Source organism: Plantibacter sp. CFBP 13570, from assembly GCF_014841395.1.
In the GTDB taxonomy this organism is placed as follows: domain Bacteria; phylum Actinomycetota; class Actinomycetes; order Actinomycetales; family Microbacteriaceae; genus Plantibacter; species Plantibacter auratus.
This window is the reverse complement of sequence record NZ_JACYTW010000021.1, coordinates 36,738-56,848: the sequence shown is the minus strand read 5'-3', so window position 1 is coordinate 56,848 and position 20,111 is coordinate 36,738. Positions and strand designations below refer to the sequence as shown.

17 protein-coding genes are annotated in these 20,111 nt (G+C 70.9%); 6 read left to right on the top strand and 11 right to left on the bottom strand.

Annotated elements, in window-relative coordinates:
* Positions 1–156: 156 nt before the first annotated feature.
* Positions 157–1,047 carry a DUF58 domain-containing protein gene (locus tag IFT89_RS09400; RefSeq protein ID WP_229939091.1) on the bottom strand — a complete coding sequence of 297 codons (891 nt, stop codon included), beginning with the start codon at positions 1,045–1,047 and terminating at the stop codon, positions 157–159.
* Positions 1,048–1,051: 4 nt separating this feature from the next.
* Complete coding sequence (locus IFT89_RS09395; protein WP_202938807.1) at positions 1,052–2,053, bottom strand: AAA family ATPase; 1,002 nt, start codon at positions 2,051–2,053, stop codon at positions 1,052–1,054.
* Between the two features lie 198 nt (positions 2,054–2,251).
* Here IFT89_RS09395 and IFT89_RS09390 point away from each other — a divergent pair, with 198 nt between their 5' ends.
* The 3 genes from IFT89_RS09390 to IFT89_RS09380 are packed head-to-tail and all read left to right on the top strand — an operon-like array spanning position 2,252 to position 5,785.
* The gene (locus tag IFT89_RS09390) at positions 2,252–3,520 is read left to right on the top strand and encodes an acylneuraminate cytidylyltransferase (protein ID WP_202938806.1); all 1,269 of its coding nucleotides are present in this window, start codon (positions 2,252–2,254) and stop codon (positions 3,518–3,520) included.
* Positions 3,517–4,446 carry an N-acetylneuraminate synthase family protein gene (locus IFT89_RS09385; protein ID WP_124769572.1) on the top strand — a complete coding sequence of 310 codons (930 nt, stop codon included), beginning with the start codon at positions 3,517–3,519 and terminating at the stop codon, positions 4,444–4,446. Before IFT89_RS09390 ends, IFT89_RS09385 begins: the two co-directional genes overlap by 4 nt.
* A 31-nt stretch (positions 4,447–4,477) precedes the next feature.
* Positions 4,478–5,785: a DUF6716 putative glycosyltransferase gene (locus tag IFT89_RS09380; protein WP_213014230.1), complete on the top strand. Its 1,308-nt coding sequence runs from the start codon at positions 4,478–4,480 to the stop codon at positions 5,783–5,785.
* Between the two features lie 45 nt (positions 5,786–5,830).
* Here the strand turns inward: IFT89_RS09380 and ispG are convergent, their stop codons facing one another.
* The 7 genes from ispG to IFT89_RS20775 all read right to left on the bottom strand — a co-directional run bounded on the left by ispG (position 5,831) and on the right by IFT89_RS20775 (position 13,059).
* Entirely contained in the window at positions 5,831–6,991 is a 1,161-nt protein-coding gene (gene ispG, locus IFT89_RS09375) for a flavodoxin-dependent (E)-4-hydroxy-3-methylbut-2-enyl-diphosphate synthase (RefSeq protein ID WP_064295337.1), read from the bottom strand.
* 76 nt (positions 6,992–7,067) lie between these two features.
* On the bottom strand, positions 7,068–7,406 hold the full coding sequence (locus IFT89_RS09370; RefSeq protein ID WP_085513187.1) for an SHOCT domain-containing protein: 339 nt from the start codon (positions 7,404–7,406) through the stop codon (positions 7,068–7,070).
* Positions 7,407–7,540: 134 nt separating this feature from the next.
* Positions 7,541–8,200: a response regulator gene (locus IFT89_RS09365; RefSeq protein ID WP_194645572.1), complete on the bottom strand. Its 660-nt coding sequence runs from the start codon at positions 8,198–8,200 to the stop codon at positions 7,541–7,543.
* Entirely contained in the window at positions 8,197–9,405 is a 1,209-nt protein-coding gene (locus IFT89_RS09360) for a sensor histidine kinase (protein WP_202938804.1), read from the bottom strand. The genes IFT89_RS09365 and IFT89_RS09360 overlap by 4 nt, the downstream gene beginning before the upstream one ends.
* Before the next feature lie 120 nt (positions 9,406–9,525).
* Positions 9,526–10,860, bottom strand: coding sequence for a M50 family metallopeptidase (locus tag IFT89_RS09355; RefSeq protein WP_191941394.1), 1,335 nt, complete (start codon positions 10,858–10,860; stop codon positions 9,526–9,528).
* Positions 10,861–10,945: 85 nt separating this feature from the next.
* Positions 10,946–12,025, bottom strand: coding sequence for a 1-deoxy-D-xylulose-5-phosphate reductoisomerase (locus tag IFT89_RS09350; RefSeq protein ID WP_202938803.1), 1,080 nt, complete (start codon positions 12,023–12,025; stop codon positions 10,946–10,948).
* 35 nt (positions 12,026–12,060) lie between these two features.
* Positions 12,061–13,059 carry an FKBP-type peptidyl-prolyl cis-trans isomerase gene (locus IFT89_RS20775; RefSeq protein ID WP_079707174.1) on the bottom strand — a complete coding sequence of 333 codons (999 nt, stop codon included), beginning with the start codon at positions 13,057–13,059 and terminating at the stop codon, positions 12,061–12,063.
* Between the two features lie 146 nt (positions 13,060–13,205).
* Here IFT89_RS20775 and IFT89_RS09340 point away from each other — a divergent pair, with 146 nt between their 5' ends.
* The gene (locus IFT89_RS09340; RefSeq protein WP_191941397.1) at positions 13,206–14,018 is read left to right on the top strand and encodes a lysophospholipid acyltransferase family protein; all 813 of its coding nucleotides are present in this window, start codon (positions 13,206–13,208) and stop codon (positions 14,016–14,018) included.
* 21 nt (positions 14,019–14,039) lie between these two features.
* On the opposite strand, the gene IFT89_RS09335 is transcribed toward IFT89_RS09340, so the two are convergent.
* Positions 14,040–14,522 (bottom strand): OsmC family protein, encoded by a 483-nt coding sequence (locus IFT89_RS09335; protein ID WP_086473942.1) that lies wholly within the window; start codon positions 14,520–14,522, stop codon positions 14,040–14,042.
* 82 nt (positions 14,523–14,604) lie between these two features.
* On the opposite strand from IFT89_RS09335, the gene gabT reads away from it, so the two are divergent.
* Both gabT and IFT89_RS09325 read left to right on the top strand, forming a co-directional pair.
* Positions 14,605–15,978: a 4-aminobutyrate--2-oxoglutarate transaminase gene (gabT, locus tag IFT89_RS09330; RefSeq protein ID WP_121291798.1), complete on the top strand. Its 1,374-nt coding sequence runs from the start codon at positions 14,605–14,607 to the stop codon at positions 15,976–15,978.
* Entirely contained in the window at positions 15,975–16,979 is a 1,005-nt protein-coding gene (locus tag IFT89_RS09325; protein WP_202938802.1) for an asparaginase, read from the top strand. Before gabT ends, IFT89_RS09325 begins: the two co-directional genes overlap by 4 nt.
* Positions 16,980–17,010: 31 nt before the next feature.
* Here the strand turns inward: IFT89_RS09325 and IFT89_RS09320 are convergent, their stop codons facing one another.
* Positions 17,011–20,061, bottom strand: coding sequence for an FtsK/SpoIIIE domain-containing protein (locus IFT89_RS09320; RefSeq protein WP_202938801.1), 3,051 nt, complete (start codon positions 20,059–20,061; stop codon positions 17,011–17,013).
* Positions 20,062–20,111: the final 50 nt, after the last annotated feature.

The window sequence follows — 20,111 nt, the reverse complement described above, 5'->3', positions numbered from 1 at the left end:
GTCGGCGACGGCTGCGGCGCCGGGCGCGGCGCGCTCCCGCGCGCGCGACGGCGCACGTGGGCGAGCATCCAGACGTACCACCCGATCACGAGCGCGATGAGCACGAGTCCGAGCACCGGCCAGAGCAGCGTGTACTGGACCGGTGCGTAGTAGCCGTTATCGCCGGGCATGTCGGTGGGCCTCGAGGAGGTGGAAGAGGACGGGGACGACGTCGTCGGCCCCGGTCACGCGCTGACCGCTGATGCCGAGTTCCTCGAGCTGGTCGAGGTGTCGGGCGGTCGCGCTGGTGACGGCCTCGGTGAACTCGCGACGGAGCGCGTCGTCCGACCGGATGAAGGCCGGCAGGGACCGCTCGTCGGCGACGTCGACCATCGCCCGACCGGTGTACTCCGCGCGCATGAGGTCGGCGTCCCCGACCGAGATCCAGAGCACCTCGTGCTGGACGTGCAGGCGACGGAGGATCTCCGACCGCTTCGGCGTGATCTCCTCGTCGTCCGAGACGATCACGAGCAGACAGCGCTGCTTGACCGACCGTGCCGCATAGCCGAGCAGCTCGTCGAGATCGCTCTGGGGCGCCGCGAGCGATGCACGCCGGTCGATGTGCTGCAGCAGGCGTTCGAGTGCCGATTCGGTGCCGGCGGGTCGGACGAGTTCCGGTGCGGCGGCGTCGCCGGCGACGAGACCGACGAGGTCGCCGTGCCGGATCGCGAGGTACCCCAGGATGCCGACCGCGAGGATGGCGACCTCGCGTTTGGTGCTCCCACCCTCGGCGAGCGCCGCGAGATCACGACCCGTGTCGACGACGAACAGCACCTGGTGTTTCCGCGTGGCGATGAAGCGCTTCACGAGTGGAGCACCGTGTCTGGCCGTCGCCTTCCAGTCGATGTCCTTGATCTCGTCGCCCGGGGTGTACTCGCGGAGGTCATCGAAGTCGAGGCTCCTCCCCTGGAACACCGAACGGTACTCGCCGTCGAGCATCCCCCGCACGCGGCGGTGGGCGTGGATGAAGAGCTTGGACTTCACCCGGTGGAGCAGCGGGGCTGACACGGGCCTACGGCGCCTGGACCGCTCCGAAGACGGCGTCGATGATCGTCTCGGGCGAGACGTCGTCGGACGCGGCTTCGAAGTTCAGGATGATGCGGTGCCGCAGCACCTGGTGGCGGTAGCCCTTGACGTCCTCGGGGATGACGTGGTCACGCCCGGCGAGGATCGCGAGCGCCCGCGCGACCGTGCTGAACGCGATGCTGGCACGCGGGCTCGCCCCGTACTCGATGTAGCTCGCGAGCTTCGGCGGCAGGTAGTCGCCCGCATGGCGGGTCACGTAGACCGTCTGGACGATGTAGTTGAGGATCGATGCGTCGAGGTAGACCCGCTTGGCGAGGGACTGCAGGAACAGGACGTCCTCGAGGCTCACCCCCGGGCGGTCCTGGTCGGTCTCGTAGAGCCCGGAGTTCACCCGACGGACGATCTCGGCCTCCTCGCCGATCGTCGGGTAGTCGAGCACCTCCTTGAGGAGGAAGCGGTCGAGCTGCGCCTCGGGCAGGTGGTACGTGCCCTCCTGCTCGATGGGGTTCTGCGTGGCGAGCACGAAGAACGGCTTCGGCAACGGATAGTGCGTGCCGCCGATGGAGGTCTGGCGTTCCTGCATCGCCTCGAGCATCGCGCTCTGGGTCTTCGCGCTCGACCGGTTGACCTCGTCGAGGAGCACGAAGTTCGCGTGCACGGGACCGAGCTGGGTCTGGAACGCGCCGGTGCGGGCGTCGTAGATCTGGGTGCCGATGATGTCGCTCGGCAACAGGTCGGGGGTGCACTGGATGCGTTTGAACGAGGCGTTCACCGCTTGGGCGATCGATTCCGCCGCGGTCGTCTTCGCGAGTCCTGGGACGCTCTCGAGCAGGACGTGCCCGCCCGAGACGAGTGCCGCGAGCAGGGTGGTGCGCAGGCCCTGCTGGCCGACCACCTTCGCGTCGTAGGCACCGACGATCTCGGAGAGGATGCTGCGGGCCCGCTGCAGCTCGGCTGGCGCGATGGGGGTGCTCGGCGTCACGGTCACTGGTCTCCCTGGCGAGGCTGGCGGTCCGGACGGATGACCGTCGAACGCGGATCCGCCTGGTGGAACCCGGCGGTCCGAACAGTCTACGTGTGAAGATCCGGAGCTCGGACGCCTCGGCCACCGGATGGCCACCAGGGCGTCGGCCGCCGTTCGCCCACCGTCCCCCTCGCGTCCACCGCCGCTTCCTACCGTGGATCGATGACATCTGCAGCGCACGGGAGGCACCCGGAGACCGACGGCGCGACGGCGATCGTCCCGGTCAGGGGCGGTTCGAAGGGGATCCACCGCAAGAACCTCAGGACGGTCCGCGGGAGCACCCTCATCGCACGATCGGTCGAAGGACTGCTGCGGTCGGGTGGCGTCTCGCGCGTGGTCGTCACGACCGATCACCCGGACCTCGCCGCCGCCGCCGTCGCCGCCGGTGCCGAGGTCATCGACCGGCCGGCCGAACTCGCCGAGGACAGCACCTCCTCCGAGGCCGCGCTCCTCCACGCGCTCGGTGTCCTCGCGGAGCGCGGCGAGCTGACCCGCGTGACGGTGTTCGCGCAGGCGACGTCGCCCTTCCTCGACGTGGAAGCACTCGACGACGCCGTCGCCCTGGTCTCCTCCGGGCGGGCGGACTCCGTCTTCGCCGCGGTGCTCGACCACGGATTCCTCTGGACGGAGAAGACGAAGGGTGCCCGAGGGATCGGTCACGACCACCGCGAGCGTCCCCGACGGCAGGACCGCGCCCCGCAGTACCGCGAGACCGGCTCGTTCTACGTCTTCGACACGGACGGCTTCCTCGAGGCCGGGCACCGCTTCTTCGGCCGGATCGCGCCGGCCGTCACCAGGTCCTTCGCCGCGCTCGACATCGACGAACCGGAGGATCTGCTCGTCGCCGAGGCGATCGCCGGACTCGCCGAACGTCAGCTGGGCATCCCGTCGGGGTCGGAGCGTTCGGAGCACCACCTCGACGTCGACGCCGTCGTCACCGACTTCGACGGGGTCCACACCGACGACCGCGCCAGCATCGACGCCGACGGGGTCGAACGGGTGAGCGTCCATCGCGGTGACGGCCTCGGCGTCCGCCTGCTGCGCGAGGCCGGGCTGCCGTTCCTGATCCTGTCGACCGAGCGGGTACCGATCGTCGCCGCACGCGCGGCCAAACTCGGCGTCGACGTCGTGTACGGCTCCGCCGACAAGGCGACCGCGCTCCGCGACTGGGCCGCGGCGAAGGGCGTCTCACTCGACCGCATCGCGTACCTCGGCAACGACGTCAACGACATCCCGGCACTCGAGATCGTCGGCTGGCCGGTCGTCGTCGCCGACGCCCATCCGGAGGCGCGTGCCGTCTCCCGGCTCGTCCTGGAACGCCGAGGCGGCGACGGTGCCGTCCGCGAACTCGCCGACCTCGTCCTCGCCGCACGCGCGGCCCTCGACCCCCTGAAGCTGTCCACGCTGCAATCGAACGGAGCACGACCATGAGCATCCACCAGGACGCGAACGACACCACCGACCTCGACGGCCGGACGCAGCCGTCTCCCGTACGCATCGACGGCATCCCCGTCGGCGGCGGCGCCCCCGCGTACGTCATCGGGGAGATCGGTCTCAACCACAACGGCGACGTGGAGCTCGCGAAGCGACTCATCGACGTGGCCGCCGACGCCGGCGCACAGGCCGTCAAGTTCCAGAAGCGCACGCCGGAGATCTCGACGCCGGCGCACATGCGCGACGTCCCGCGGCAGACGCCGTGGGGTGAGATGAGCTACCTCGACTACCGCTACCGGGTCGAGTTCGACCGTGAGCAGTACATCGAGATCGGCGACCACGCCACCCTGCGCGGCCTCAGCTGGTTCGCCTCCCCGTGGGACGAACCGTCCGTCGACTTCCTCGAGGACCTGGGCGTCAGCGCGCACAAGGTCGCGTCCGCCTCCGTGACCGACTCGGGCCTCCTGACCCGTCTCGCCGCGACCGGGAAGCCGATCATCCTCTCGACCGGCATGTCGACGCTCGAGCAGATCGACCGCGCCGTCGAGATCCTCCGGGGCTCGCCGCTGGTCATCCTGCACGCGACCTCCACGTACCCCTTGCCCGCCGAAGAGGCGAACCTCCGGATGATCGACAGCCTCGCCGCCCGGTACCCCGGTGTGCCCATCGGGTACTCCGGCCACGAGACCGGTCTGCAGATCTCCCTCGCCGCGGTCGCTCTCGGAGCCACGATGGTGGAACGCCACATCACGCTCGACCGTGCCATGTGGGGCTCGGACCACGCCGCGTCGCTCGAACCGCACGGCTTCTCGAACCTCGTCCGCGATATCCGGGTCATCGAGACCGCCATGGGTGACGGCGTCAAGCGCATCTTCCCCGGCGAACTCGCCCCACTCGCGAAGCTGCGCAGGGTCGATGCCTGATCATGGGCCCCGACGTCGGGTGATCGGGGTGGTGGACTCCGACTCCTTCGTGAAGTGGGGCGCCGCCACCCTCTCCCGCGCGACCGGCTGGGACGTCGACCTCGTCCTCATCGAGAGCGACGTGTCCGCCACGGACCGGCAGGTGGACATCGCCCTGCTCCACACGGCGTTCGAGGGTCGGACCGTCCGTCGCCTGTCGCTCCGACGACTCGTCGACCTCATCCGGACCGAGCAGCCGGACGGCGTGTTCGTCTCCACGCGGGGGCCGGTCGCCGAGGTCGTCATCTCGGAACTCCTCGCGCTCGGGCGCGCCACCCGCCCAGTCCTCCTCACCGGTCTCCCGGGCATCTCCATCCCGGCGAAGTGGAAGGGGATCTTCCTCCGCGCGCAAGCGGACGTCTTCGTCCTGCACAGCCACCGCGAGGTCGCCGCCTACCGTGAACTCGCGCTGACGCACGGGGTCGAGCCGGCGTTCGCGCTCGCGACCCTGCCGTTCCTGACGGACCCGGCGACCGAGCCACCGGCCGAGCCCGCCCCGCGTACCCGGGTCGTCTTCGCCGCCCAGGCCACCGTACCGGCCGACCGCGGCGACCGGCTCCGGATCCTCTCCTGGCTGCGGACCCTCGCGATCCGGCACCGCGACCTCGACGTCGTGATCAAGGTGCGCGGCCTCGCCGGCGACCCGCAGACCCATCACGAGCACTACCCCTTCGACACCCTCCTGACCGGTCCGACACCCGACAACCTGCGGGTCGCCACCGGGTCGATGGCGGTCCACCTCGGCCACGCGGCCGGGCTCGTCACCGTGAGTTCCACCGCCGCGATCGAGGCCATCGCGGCCGGGGTCCCGGTCATCCTGCTCGACGACTTCGGTGTGGACCCGGCACTCATCAACACCGTCTTCGAGGGCAGCGGGCTGTTGGCCTCCAAGGACGACCTCATGGCCGCCCGGTTCCGGCACCCGAACCCGGACTGGCTGCAGCAGAACTACTTCCACCCCGCCCTGGAGGACGACTGGATCCAGCGGTCGGAGGAGGCGTTCGCCGCGCGCGACCTCGGGACCCTGCCGATCCGTCCTCGGGCACGACAGAGTCGCGGCGGCATGCTCCGCACCGGTTGGGAGCGCCGTCGGGCGTTCGGGCGGGCCGACACGAGCGCGCTGGGCACGGTCGCCTTCGTCATCGGGCGGCCACTGCAGATCGCTCGCCGTCTGGTCCGTCGCGCTCGTGGCGTCCAGCCGGCCGAGCGCCAACCGATCCCCTCCCGTCGGCTCGCGCCGATCGAGACGGAGACGCCGGTGCGCGCTCCGCACGGGGCTCGTCACCGCACGGCCCGCTGACGGGAGCGCCGCTCGACCGGAGACCGGTCGGGCGACGCTCCAGGCTCAGTTGGAGCCGACCGTCACCACCGGTGCGCCCGTGGAGGTGTCGTCGGCGGGCATCTCGGCGGCCAGGCGGTTGGCCTCCTGGATGAGCGTCGCGACGATCTCCGATTCCGGCACGGTCTTGATGACCTCGCCCTTGACGAAGATCTGGCCCTTGCCGTTGCCGCTCGCGACGCCGAGGTCGGCTTCGCGTGCCTCTCCGGGGCCGTTCACGACGCAGCCCATGACGGCGACGCGCAGTGGGACGCTCATCCCCTCGAGGCCGTCGGTCACGTCGTTCGCGAGCTTGTAGACGTCGACCTGCGCGCGCCCGCAGCTCGGGCAGGAGACGATCTCGAGCTTGCGCTCGCGGAGGTTCAGCGACTGCAGGATCTGCAGCCCGACCTTGATCTCCTCCGCCGGCGGCGCGGAGAGCGAGACACGGATGGTGTCGCCGATGCCCTCGGAGAGCAGGATGCCGAAGGCGGTCGCGCTCTTGATCGTGCCCTGGAAGGAGGGACCGGCCTCCGTCACGCCGAGGTGCAGCGGCCAGTCACCGCGCTCGGCGAGCAGCCGGTAGGCCTTCACCATGACGACCGGGTCGTTGTGCTTGACGGAGATCTTGAAGTCGTGGAAATCGTGCTCCTCGAAGAGGCTCGCCTCCCAGACGGCGCTTTCGACGAGCGCTTCTGGGGTCGCCTTGCCGTACTTCTGCAGCAGCCGCGGGTCGAGGGAACCGGCGTTGACACCGATGCGGAGGGAGACGCCGGCGGCCTTCGCGCGCCGGGCGATCTCGCCGACCTGGTCGTCGAACTTCCGGATGTTGCCGGGATTGACCCGGACGGCCGCGCACCCCGCGTCGATCGCGGCGTAGACGTAGGCGGGCTGGAAGTGGATGTCGGCGATCACCGGGATCTGACTCTTCTTCGCGATGATCGGCAGCACCTCGGCGTCGTCGCGGGTCGGGACGGCCACGCGGACGATGTCGCAGCCCGAGGCCGTGAGCTCGGCGATCTGCTGGAGGGTCGCGTTGATGTTGGTCGTCTGGGTCGTCGTCATCGACTGGACGCTCACCGGGGCATCGCCGCCGACGAGCACCTTGCCGACCTTGATCTGTCGCGACTTGCGCCGCGGGCTGAGCGTCTCGGGAACCGACGGAAGACCCAGATTGATAGCTACCACGAGCCTCAGCTTACGCGCGCGACGCCCCGCAGGCTCCCCGTGAGCTGAATGCCTGCTGGGACGTCGCGATCCACGGTCAACGGGCGGGCGGTGCCTCGCGATTCGCTCGCAGGACGCCGAGCCGTTCCCGGTACTCGACCTCGTCGATGTCGCCCTGGGCGAAGCGCTCGGCGAGCGTCTGCTCGGCGCTCCGGGACCCGTCCTGACGCCAGGCCCACGGCGGGCCCTGGTGGCCGTCCGGGGTCGCCCCGGACCAGGCTCGGCGACGCCACCGCCGACCGACCAGCGCGACGATGAGGACGATCACGGCGATCCAGAACGCGGGGATGAGCAGCAGCCAGAGGAGGTGGAAGCCCGGCCCGGGACCACCGGGATGCATGGCGGTCGCGGCGAGCACGATCAGGGAGGTGGACATGGAGGACTCCGTTCGTCGGGCGGACGACGACCGTCGTCCGCATCACGACCCCGAGCCTCCTCCGGATGGTGACCGAGGGCATCCGACGACGGGACGGATCACCGCACTCCCCCGGGAGTACGACCACCCGGCGCTCAGACGCCGGGACTGACGAGCCCGGTCTCGTAGGCGATGACGACGAGTCGGACCCGGTCGCGCGCCGCGAGCTTCGACATGATGCGCGACACGTGGGTCTTCGCGGTGAGCGGGCTGAGGAACAGCGCCGCTCCGATCTCCTCGTTGGTGAGTCCGCGTCCGACGAGACCCAGCACCTCGCGTTCGCGCTCGGTGAGCCCGGCGATCACGGCGTCGTCGAGCGGCGCGGCGATCGCTCCGGCGACCTGGGTGAGCAGCCGCCTCGTGACCCCGGGCGACAGCAGGGCGTCACCCGACGCAACCACGCGGACGGCTCGGATGAGCTCGGCCGGCTCGGTGTCCTTGACGAGGAAGCCGCTCGCGCCCGCCCGGATCGCCTGCGCGACGTACTCGTCGAGTTCGAAGGTGGTGACGACGATGATGCGGGTGGCCTCGAGCGTCGGATCCGCGACGATGGCTTCGGTGGCGGCCAGGCCGTCGCCTCCGGGCATCCTGATGTCCATGAGGACCACGTCCGGGCGTTCCCGACGGACGACGACGAGCGCCTCGTCCCCACCGGCCGCCTCACCGACGACCGCGATGTCGGGCTCCGCGTCGAGGAGGGCGCGGAACCCGCCGCGGATGAGTGCCTGGTCGTCGGCGACGACCACGCGGATCATGCGACGCCTCGGACCGGCACCCGGGCCGTGACACGGAAGCCGCCGAGCGGACTCCGCCCGGTCTCGAGGGTGCCGCCGAGGAGCTCGGCGCGCTCGGTCATGCCGAGGAGGCCGTTGCCGTGCTCCGCGGGTCCGGGTGGGGCACCGACTCCGTCGTCCTCCACGAGCAGGCGGTAGGTGCCGTCGACCTCGACGAGCTCGACGGAGACCCGTCCGGCCTGCGCGTGCCGGAGGACGTTCGTGACGCTCTCCTGTGCGATCCGGTACAGCGCTTGCTGCACGGCCGCGCCGGGCGTGGAGGCGAGGCGCTGCTCGAGGACCGCGTCGACACCCTGGTCCCGGAGGGACTGGACGAGGAGCGGCAGTGCTTCGAGATCCGGCCCCGGTCGCCTCGGCGCGCCTGTCGTGGGGTCCTGGGCCGCATCGGCACCACGGAGGACGTCGAGGAGGCCACGGACCTCGTCGAGCGACGCCTTACTCGACCCCTTGATGTTCGTCAGCGCCTCCCTGGCACGTTCGGGCTGGGTGTCCATGAGGTGCAGCCCCATGCCTGCCTGGACGGTGATCTGCGCGAGTGAGTGGGCGACCACGTCGTGCAGCTCACGGGCGATGCGCACGCGCTCCTCCTGGGCGGCGGACGCCCGACGTTCGCCTTGACGCCGGCGATCCGCGTCGAGCTGTTCGCGCCGGGTGCGGAGCCCCTCGGCGAGGAGGACGGCGACGATGACGAGGGCGGTCGTCGCCCCGACGCGGAAGCCCGACACCTTCCAACCGACGGCGAGCGCGACGGTCAGGGCGAGCGCCCACCCGAGTCCCAGCGACGGATAGGTCCAGCCGCGCGCCCCACGGACGATGCCGGAACCCGCGGCGAACGCCAGCGCCACGGCGGGAGGGCCCCAGGTGGGACCCGTCAGCATCGAGGCGCTCGACAGCACGGCGACCGCCGCGACCGTCGGCCCGGGCGACCGCCTGGCAGCGAGCAGGCAGAGCACGCCGGCGAGTGCCAGGAGGACGGCCGAGGAACGGGACCACCCCGAGGCACCGGCACCCGGGCCGAAGGAACCGTGGAGGGCGAGCACCGCTGTCGCGGGCACCTGGACGAGGAAGGACACCACCACCGGTGCCCAGAGGCGCCAGACGGGGCGTCCGGGTCGGCGATCGCCCGGCGTCATCCAGGGTGCCGAACCCGTCTCGACCGATGCCATCCCTGCATGCTACTCGCGGGTCGGAGCCGCCGCGTCGCCCGCACGGAGCCTGCGCCGTACTCCCCGGGGAGTACGGCCGTACCGGGATGGGACGGTCCCGCGGGCTCCGGACGCGTCGTCCTAGCCGAAGAGGTTGACCGGCTTGACGATGTCGGCGTACACGAGGAGCGCGCTCATGCCGCCGAGGACGATCACCACGCCGAACGTGAGCGGGATGAGCTTCGCCGCGTCCACCGGTCCCGGGTCGCGACGTCGGAAGACCTTCGCGAAGCGGCGACGGATCGCCTCCCAGAGCGCTGCTGCGACGTGCCCCCCGTCGAGGGGCAGCAAGGGGATGAGGTTGAAGACGAAGAGCGCGACGTTGAGCGACCCGAGGATGCCGAACACGGTCGCCGCCTTCGACGCGACGGGGATCTCGTCGAGGCTGACCACCTCGCCGACGACCCGTCCGACGCCCACGACGCTCATCGGCCCGTTGGGATCGCGCTCACCGGATCCGAATGCGGCCTGCCCGACGTCGATGAGTCGCTGGGGCAGGTTCAGGATGATGTTGGCGGTCCGGGCGATCGTGTCGCCGACGGTCGGCAGGATCGTGGTGACGGGCTGCGCCACCATCTGCTGCTGCGGCGTGATGCCGACGAAGCCGACCTCGTGGGTCTTCGCCGACCCGTCGGCGTTCGTGACGATCTTGCCGGTCTGGGCGTCGACGACGTCCCGCTCGAGCAGCAACGGCGTCAGGGTGAGATCGAGTCGCTGCTCGCCGCGGGCGACCTCGAGGGCCAACGGCTTGCCCGGCGAATCCTGCACGGCCGCGGAGATCTCGGCGAAGGTGGAGATCGGGGTGCCGTCGATCGAGAGGATCGTGTCGCCCGGCTTCAAGCCTGCGGCGGCGGCCGGACCCTGCGGATCCCCCGCTGCACAGCTCTGGCGGTCGCTCGTGGACGGCAACACGCACTCGTACACCGAGGTCAGCGTGCTGCTCTGCTGGGGGACGCCGAACCCCGACACGGCGATACCGATGAAGAGGACGGCGAGGACGAGGTTCATGAACGGGCCGCCGAGCATGACGACGATCCGCTTCCAGACGGGCAGCCGGTAGAAGGTGCGCTCCTCGTCGCCGGCGCCGATCGTGTCGGCACTCGCCTCACGCGCGTCCTGGACCAGCGTGTCAAAGAAGCCGGTGCTGGCGTTCCTGGCGGCACCGCCGGGCTGCTTGGGCGGGAACATGCCGATCATCGAGATGTAGCCGCCGAGCGGGATCATCTTGACGCCGTACTCGGTCTCGCCCTTACGGCGCGACCAGATGGTACGACCGAAGCCGATCATGTACTGGGTGACCCGCACGCCGAACAGCTTCGCGGGCACGAGGTGACCGACCTCGTGCAGCCCGATGGACACGATGAGGCCCACGAGCACGATCACGATGCCGAGGAGGTAGAGGAGGACGGATTCCACGGCGTAACCCTACTCGCGCGGTCGGGTCACCGGCTGCACGCCGGCTGTACGGCCGCTCGGAAGCCTGCGACGATGAGCGGGCACGTCAGCCGATGCGCTGCTGCGCGCGAGCCCTCGCCCAGCGCTCAGCCTCCGCGAGCGCCTCACGGGTGAGCTCGCCGTCGGGCGCCTCGTGGTCGTCGACGACCGCGCGGACGGTGTCGAGGATGCCGAGGTAGCCCAGTCGACCCGCATGGAAGGCCGCAACGGCCTCCTCGTTCGCGGCGTTGAACACGGCCGGATAGGTGCGGCCCTGTCCGCCCACGAGTTTGGCCAGTCGCACCGCTGGGAAGGCCTCGTGATCGAGGGGCTCGAACGTCCACTGCTGGGGCGAGGTCCAATCGAGCGGGACGCCGACACCTCCGACCCGGTTGGGCCAGTCGAGCCCGAGGGAGATGGGGAGCCGCATGTCGGGCGGCGAGGCCTGGGCGATGGTGGAACCGTCGATGAACTCGACCATCGAGTGGACGATCGACTGCGGGTGGACCGTCACCTCGATGCGGTCGTAGGGGACGTCGAACAGCAGGTGCGCCTCGATCACCTCGAGCCCCTTGTTGACGAGGGTCGCCGAGTTCGTCGTGACGACGAGACCCATGTCCCAGGTGGGGTGGGCGAGCGCCTCGGCCGGCGTGACGCCCACGAGCGATGCGCGGTCCCGTCCGCGGAACGGTCCTCCCGAGGCGGTCAGGACGAGCCGTCGCACCTCCGTGGCGGTGCCGGAACGGAGCGCCTGGGCGATCGCGGAATGCTCGGAGTCCACGGGCACGATCTGGCCGGGTGTCGCGATCCGTCGCACGAGGTCGCCACCGACGATGAGTGACTCCTTGTTCGCGAGCGCGAGCGTCCGACCCGTCTCGAGCGCCGCGAGGGTCGGGCCGAGCCCGATGGAACCCGTGATGCCGTTCAGCACCACGTCGGCGTCGACACTGCGGATGAGCTGCTCGGCGTCGGCCGCGCCCAGGGCCGTGTCGTCGACGTGGAAGGCGGCGGCCTGCTCGGCGAGGAGCTCGGCGTTCGAGCCGGCCGTCAGGCCGACGACCTCGAAGCGGTCGCGGTCACCCCGGATGACGTCGAGTGCCTGCGTGCCGATCGAGCCGGTTGATCCGAGGATGATGACGCGTCTCACGGCGGTCAGTCTACGTCGGCGGCGGTGCGGGCCGCTCAGCCCGCGGCGGGAGCCGTGGTGCTGCTCGCGTCGAGGATGTCGATGACGAACACGATGGTGTCGTCGGCCTCGATGCCCGCCTGGCTGTTGCCGCCGCTCGGCCCGTACCCGAGGTCGGGTGGGATGACGGCGATGACCTGGGATCCGATGTGCTGGCCGGCGATGGCGCTCGAGAAGCCCTTCACCACGGCGGACAGCTGGAAGTTGGTCGGCCCGTTGCCCCAGCTCTCGTCGAAGACCTCGCCGGTCCGCCAGTTCACACCCTGATAGTTGATGATGACCTCGGCGTCGGGCTGCACCACCGCTCCGTCGCCCTGCTTGAGGACCGCGACCTGGAGATCGGCCGGAGCGGGCTCCTCGGGGATGGTCACCGTGGGTCGTCCGGCGGTGTCGAGCTCGACCGCGGGCATCCCGGCGACGGGCTCCTGCGGGACGCCGTCCGCCTTGGCATCGCTGTGCACCGTGCTGAGGACGTCGGCCACGACGACCAGCGGCTGGTCGGCCTGGACCGTGCCGTCGCTCGACCCTGCGGAACCGAAACCGTCGCCCGCCGTGACGAACGCCGCGACGCGGGATCCGACGTTCGTGCACTCGACGGCGCGGACGAGGCCCTTCAGGTACTTCTGGTCGTTGACCACGATCGCCGTCGCCGGGCTCGCACCGTAGGCGGTCTGCGCGACGATCGACCCGGTCACGGCGTTGTAGATCGACATCTCGACGAACGTCGTGTCGCCGGGATCGACCCGCTCTCCGTCGCCCTTGGCCACGATCGTGCGTTCGGTCGTGTCTGCGGCGAGGGTGCCCTTGGCGAAGGTGACCTCGGGGATCGAGCCGAAGTCGCCACTGACACTGATCGCCTTGGACGCCTTGCCTGCGCTCGTGTCGGCGCACTCCCCCGGACTGGGAAGCGCTTGCGACTGCGACGTCGCCGAACTGCACGCGGTCAGCGACACGAGGGACGCGATGACGGCCAGAAGGCAGAGGCTCTTGCGCACAGGGGAACTTTCGGTCGTTGCTGAGGGGTCGGTCCAGTCTCACCCACCAGGCTCCATGCTGGCTGACAGCGCGCCGAACATCCGCGGTGCGCGGTCGCACGTGAGTATGCCGAGTCGCGCATGCGTCGGCGGGTACAGTCGTGCGCATGGCCGATGAGGAACAGACGCAGCGACGCGCCCAGGAACCTTCCGACCAGGCCACGGTCGAGCCGTCGACGGACGACACGGTGGCCACGCCCTCGAAACCCGGTGTCGTCTACTACTTCGGACGAGCCGTCCTGAACACGACGGCCAAGCTGCTCTACCGTCCCAAGATCATCGGCCGGAAGAACGTCCCGAAGCGTGGGCCGGTCATCCTGGCGAGCAACCACCTCTCGTTCATCGACAGCATCGCGATCCCGATCAGCGCGCCACGACGGGTGCAGTTCCTGGCGAAGTCCGACTACTTCACCGGACGGGGCCTGAAGGGCTGGGTCTCGCGCACGTTCTTCACCTCGATCGGCGCGGTCGGGGTCGAACGTGGTGTCGGGCAGGCAGCGCAGGAAGCCCTCGACCAGGGGCGCCGGATCCTCGAGAGCGGCGAGGCCTTCGCCATCTACCCCGAGGGCACCCGGTCGCTCGACGGACGGTTGTACCGCGGCAGGACCGGCGTCGCCTGGCTGGCACTCACCACGGGCGCGACGGTCGTCCCGGTCGGCCTCATCGGCACCGACGACCTCATGCCGGTGGGCACGACGATCCCGAAGTTCAAACCGGTCACGGTGATCTTCGGAGAACCCATCGACGTGAGCCACCATGGACCGGCGACCTCAGGACGCGCCAGACGCAAGGCGACGGACGAGATCATGGCGGCGATCCACGCCCTCACGGGTCAGGAGCTCGCGAACGCCTACAACGAGTCGCCGCCCGCCGACACCGTCGAGCGCATCAAGCGCGCCTTCCGCCCCGAGCGGCTCTGAGCCGCGGCGTCGGTCCACTCCTCAGGTGGTCGTCGCGACCACGATCGTCGGCTCATGACGGACCGGGAAGTTCACCGAGTTGGCGATGAAGCACAGCTCGTTCGCGCGGGCGTGCCCTGCTCGCGCCGCCTCGACCATCGATGCATCGGCGACCGTGACCTGCGGACGCAGGACCACCTCCGTGAACGCACCGCTCCCCGCGCCGTCCTCGACCATGGTCCCGACGGCGTCGTCCGTGTAGGCGGTCACCACGACACCAAGGGTCACGGCGACGTGCAGGTAGGACAGGAGATGGCACTGCGCGAGGGCCGCCAGGAGCAGCTCCTCAGGGTTCCATCGACCCGGGTCGCCGCGGAACGGCTTGTCGGCCGAGCCCTCGAGGTCGTGCTTCCCGGCGGCCGTCACCGTGAGCTCCCGGGAGTAATCCCGGTACCCGCTCGTGCCCGTCCCGAGGTCTCCGTCCCAGCGGACGCCGATGGTGTAGTCGTGGTGGCCCGTGATCATGCCACCAGTATCCCACTGGCCTCTCCACCGCGGCCCGCGTTCGCGGCCCCGCTGTCGGGAGGTCGCGCTACGCTGGAGGACTATGACTGACACGCTCGACACCACGGACCAGACGACCGCCTCCGCCCCCAGCGTGACGCAGGAGCGTCGCATCGTGACGGCCGTCCCGGGCCCGCGCTCACAGGCGCTGCACGCCCGCCGGACCGCCGTCGTGTCCGATGGCGTGTCGAGTGTCCTCCCGGTGTACATCGAGCGCGCGCACGGCGCGATCGTGGTCGACGTCGACGGCAACCAGTTCATCGACCTCGGTGCCGGTATCGGCGTCACCACCATCGGCCACACGGAGTCCTCCGTGGTCGGCGCCGTCCAGGACCAGGCGGCCGACGTCCTGCACACCCTGTTCACGATCACCCCCTACGAGGAGTACGTGCGCGTCGCGGAGCTGCTCGCCGAGCACACCCCGGGCGACTTCGCGAAGAAGTCGGTGCTCGTGAACTCGGGCGCCGAGGCGGTCGAGAACGGCGTGAAGATCGCTCGCAAGTACACCGGTCGGCGGGCTGTCGCGGTGCTCGACCACGGCTACCACGGTCGCACCAACCTCACGATGGCGATGAACTACAAGGCCGCCCCCTACGCGACCGGCTACGGTCCGTTCGCCGGCGACGTCTACCACGCCCCCAACTCCTACCCCTACCACGACGGCCTGTCCGGAGCTGCGGCTGCGGCCCGCACCATCGCCTACCTCGAGAAGCGCATCGGCGCCACCGACCTCGCGTGCCTCGTCGTCGAGCCGATCCAGGGCGAGGGCGGCTTCGTCGTCCCCGCGGAGGGCTACCTCCCCGCGCTCCAGGAGTGGTGCACGGCCAACGGCGTCGTGTTCATCGCCGACGAGATCCAGAGCGGCATGGCGCGCACGGGCGAGTACTTCGCGAGCTCGCACTTCGGCCTCGTCCCCGACCTCGTGCTGAGCGCGAAGGGCATCGCCGGCGGTCTTCCGCTCGCCGCGGTCACGGGACGCGCCGAGATCATGGACGCGAGCCAGCCCGGCGGCCTCGGCGGCACCTTCGGCGGCAACCCCGTCGCGTGTGCCGCGTCGGTCGCGGTCTTCGAGTCGATCGAGTCCCGTGGTCTCCTGGCCGAAGCGGATCGCATCGGTGCCACCCTGACGGCAGCGCTGCTCGAGCTCCAGGGCAAGTACGACATCATCGGCGACGTCCGCGGCATCGGCGCGATGATCGCGATGGAACTCGTTCAGCCGGGTACCGCCTCGACGACGAAGGAGCCCAACCCGGCCGCCGTCAGCGCCATCGCCGCAGCCGCCGCGCAGCAGGGCGTGCTCGTCCTCACCGCCGGCACCTACGGCAACGTCCTCCGTTTCCTCCCGAGCCTCGCCGTCTCCGACGAGCTCATCGCGGACGCGATGACGGTCATCGATCAGGCGCTCGCAGCACTGTGAACACGGCGGTCCCCCAGACCTTCGGCGTCGCGGACGCGGTGGAGTTGGCCGTCGTCGAGCGCAGCGGCTTCATCGAGTCACGTCACGCCGGATCGGCGATCGTCCTCGGGCCGGAGGGTGAAGTCCTCGCGAGCCTCGGAGCACCGGACGCACCGGTCTTCCCCCGCTCATGCCTCAAGCCCTTCCAGGCGATCACGATCATGAACGCCGGGGTGTCCCTCGAGGGCGCTCAGGCCGTGCTCGCGACCGCGAGCCATGCGGGGACCCGGAAGCACGTCCAGGTCGTGCGCAGCATGCTCGGCCGAGCTCGGATCGAGGACTCGGCGTTGCAGTGCCCGGCCGATTGGCCCGGCGATCGAGCATCCCGCGACGAGCTGGTTCGGGACGGCCTCGGCACGAGCCCCCTGTACATGAACTGTTCCGGCAAGCACGCGGCCATGCTGCTCGCCTGCGCGCAGAACGGGTGGGACCAGGCGACGTATCTCGAGCCCGACCATCCGTTGCAGCTCGCCGTCCGCGACACCGTCGAGCGCTTCACCGGCGAGAAGCCCGCCGCCAGCGGGGTCGACGGCTGCGGGGCGCCGGTGTACGCCGTCTCCTTGACCGGACTCGCACGTGGCATCGGACGCGTCGTCAACTCCTCCCCCACCTCGCCGTTCGCCCTGTACCGGAACGCCGGGCTGCTCACGGCTGCGGTGCTCGCCAACGGCTGGGCGCTCGACGGACCAGGCCGGGCGAACACGCTCGTCATCGAACGCCTCGGCCTGTTCGCGAAGCTCGGGGCGGAAGGCGTGATGGTCATGTCAGCACCCGGCGGCGCGACCGTCGCGCTCAAGGTCCTCGACGGCTCGCTCCGGGCCTCGACGATCGTCGCGCTCCGGCTGCTCGTCTCGGTCGGAGCGCTCGATGCGGCCGCCGTCGACGCCCTCGAACCGGAACTCGACCTGGCCATCCACGGTGGAGCAACCGTCGTCGGGCGGATCGCCGTCACCGCGGTCTGACCGCCCGGCCGACGGCCTCGGCGCCTTCGGGTCAGGAGCCGAGCAGGTCCACACGCATCGCCTCCTGTCCGGCCCGCCACCACCAGGCACGGCCGCTCGCATAGCCGAGGAGCGGCGGGAGTTCACGGCTCCTGGTCACCTGCCGGAAGTCGGCGGCGGAGCAGCCGTGGACCACCAGGTCGGCACCGGCGGTGCTCGGCGGAAGGTCTCGCCCGACGACCAACCGGCCCGACAGCCACGTCTCGGGGTCGACGAGGACGACGATCGCGGCGTCGTCCTCCGGGACGTCGCTCTCGATGCCCGCGACGCCCGCGAGCGGTGCGGACGGGAACAGGTGCGCTGCCGGTTCGATGAGCCGCACGCGTAGCTCCGTCCCGGTCGAGCGCTGCAGCATCGCCCGGACCGCTCCGGTCGCGCGCGTGACGATGACGGTCGCGCGTGCCGGGCTCGGCCGCCAGCGGTGGACCCCGGGCGCAGAGGACGGTGACGTCGGCGACGGTGGAGCGAGCGCGATCTGCACCTCCGAGTCCTGCCAGTGCGCGCGGCCGGCGGGTCGGCGTGGATCGAAGCAGGAGGCGGGTGCGCCGGCGACGAGATGATCCTGCCGATCGGCGAGGCGGAGGACCAGGGTGCTGCCCAGCTGAGCCGAGAACCGGTGGACCACACCGCCGAGCCGGGAGGCGACGAGGACGACGCTGATGCCGCGGCGTCCCCCGTCTCGAAGCAGGCCGAGCAGTGCATCGCGGAGTGCGGCGCCGTGCTCGTCCCCGGCGGTGGCGAGGAGCGACTCCACGTCGTCGACGAGGAGGAGGGTCCGCTCGGTCGGGCGGAGCGGATCCGACAGCGCCATGACGGTGTCCCAGGCCTGCTCGGCATCCTGGCCGACGCGCTCCACGCGGAAGCGATCGCGCGCGCCGACCTCGAGCGTGTCCAGCAGGGTCGTTCGACCGGAACGTCCGGTGCCGAGCACCAGCAGCGAGCCGTCGTGCTCCGGACACCACACCGCGGGGCGTTGTGCCTGCTCCTCGGGGAGGTCCGCGAGGCCGAACACGATGCCCTCCCCGGGAGGACAGTCGACACCGGTGCGCTCCGAGCCTCCGGCACGTCCCGCCTCGATCGCCGAGACGGCGCTCAAGGCCAGGCGTGCCGGCAGGGGGTCGAGCCATGGTCGCCGAGGTGCAGGCGCGTCGCGCCAGCGCTCACGGACCGCGAGGATGTCGTCGGAGGTGGTGACCGCGGACTGGAACACGAGTCGTCGGTCGCCGTTCCAGACGATGCAGCGGCCCGGTGTTCCGGCCGGGATCGCGGCCGCATCGGGCACACCGAGGATCGCGGCGCTGTCGGGGCGCGAGGTGACCCGGAGCGAGAGGCGGAGCGTGCAGTTCGCGAGGATGGCGTCGGCGGCGACCGCCGCAGGACGCTGACTGCAGAGGATCAGATGCAGGCCGAGTGATCGCCCGCGGGCCGCGAGGTCGGCGAACACCTGATGGAGGTGCGGGCTCGCGTCGAGCAGTGCCTGGAACTCGTCGACGACGACGACGAGCCGTGCCGGGCGATGCTCCGGCAGGAGCACGGGGTCGAGCAGGTGCCGCGCCCCGTGTCCGGCGAGCACGCGCTCACGGTGGCGGAGCTCGGCTCGCAGACTCGACACGACGCGGTCCGCCGCCCCCGGTTCGAGGTCGGTCACCATCCCGACCACGTGCGGCAGGGTCTCCACCGCTTGGAAGGAGGCGCCGCCCTTGCAGTCGACGAGGAGCAGGGAGAGCTCCTGCGGCGAGCACTGCGCGGCGAGAGCCGTGATCCAGGTGATGAGCAGCTCGCTCTTGCCGCTCCCGGTCGTGCCGCCGACCAGTGCATGGGGTCCGTCCGCTCCGAGGTCCAGCAGCTGCACGCCCTCGACGCCGGTGCCGACGGCGACCCGGAGCGCATCGGGCCGCCAGTCGGATCCCACCGACGGGCGACGGCCCCGCACCGGATGCACCTGCGCGAAGGCGACGTCGGTCGGCAGACTCGAGAGGGTCGGGGACTCCCCCGTCGTGAGTGCGGCGGCGGTGAGCGCCTCGACGACGTGTTCCGCTTCGGCCTCCGCGAGCAGGGTTGGCGACACCGGCACGGACGTGGAGGCGCCGGTACCGTCGGCGAGGACGGTCTGGCCGTCGGTATCGAGGACGAGCAGGTGTCGGCAGCGGGTGGGGATGAGCTCGACGGTGTCGGACAGGGCGACGAGTACACCGCCGGTCGGCGGGCGTCCTCCCGATCGCCCCGCGGCGGACCCGACCGCTTCCCAGCGTTCGACGACCGAGACGAGGGTCGGCTCCGCCGGTCGCCCACCGGGCATCGGGTCGGCGGGGTCCGAGACCGCACGGTGCGGGAGGTCCTCGAGGAACGCCCAGGTGCGGTCGTCGGGAGCCGCGGGCTCCCCGGAGAACTGCGCTGCCTGCGGCGGGAGCTGTCGGGCGAGCTGCAGGAGGATGCTGCGGGCCACCGCGCGCGCGAACACCTTCCCACCGACGATGCCGATCCCCTCGACCGCCTCGACCACGACCGGCGCCTCGGACAGCCGTGCCGCCCACTCCCATCGGTCGTCGTCCGCCCCCGCGTCCACTCGGACGGCACTCCTCGTCTCCCCTCGCCCGACGCAGACGAGCGTGCGGCGGGCCTCCGGTACCCGCCACCTGGCACGATCGGGTCCGTCGATGACCCCGAGGAGCCGACCGGCAGGGTGGAGTGCTCGCAGTTCCTCGCGTTCCTCGACGTGTGCTCGCGCGATGTCCTGCTCCAGCTCCTGCGCCGCAGCGTCATACGCCGCGCGCGCCCGCCGTCCGCGCCGACGTCTGGTCCAGCGTGCGTCGATGTAGCCGGCGACGGCGATCAGGGGCCCGAGCGCGGCGAAGACGAGGGTCACGGGTGAGCCGGTGATCGCGAACAGGGCGACCGACCCGACGACCGGGGCGAGACTTGCGAGGATCGGGAGCGACCCGGTGGGCGGCTCTGCCGGCGGGCTGGGGGCACGGAGGCGGGCCGGCGTCGTCGCGGGCCGGTGCGAGGTGGTCGCGGAGGGCGTCACGTCCGAAGGGCTCATGGCTCCAGTGGAGCACCCTGCGGCCCTGACCGGCTGACGGGACGGTCCGA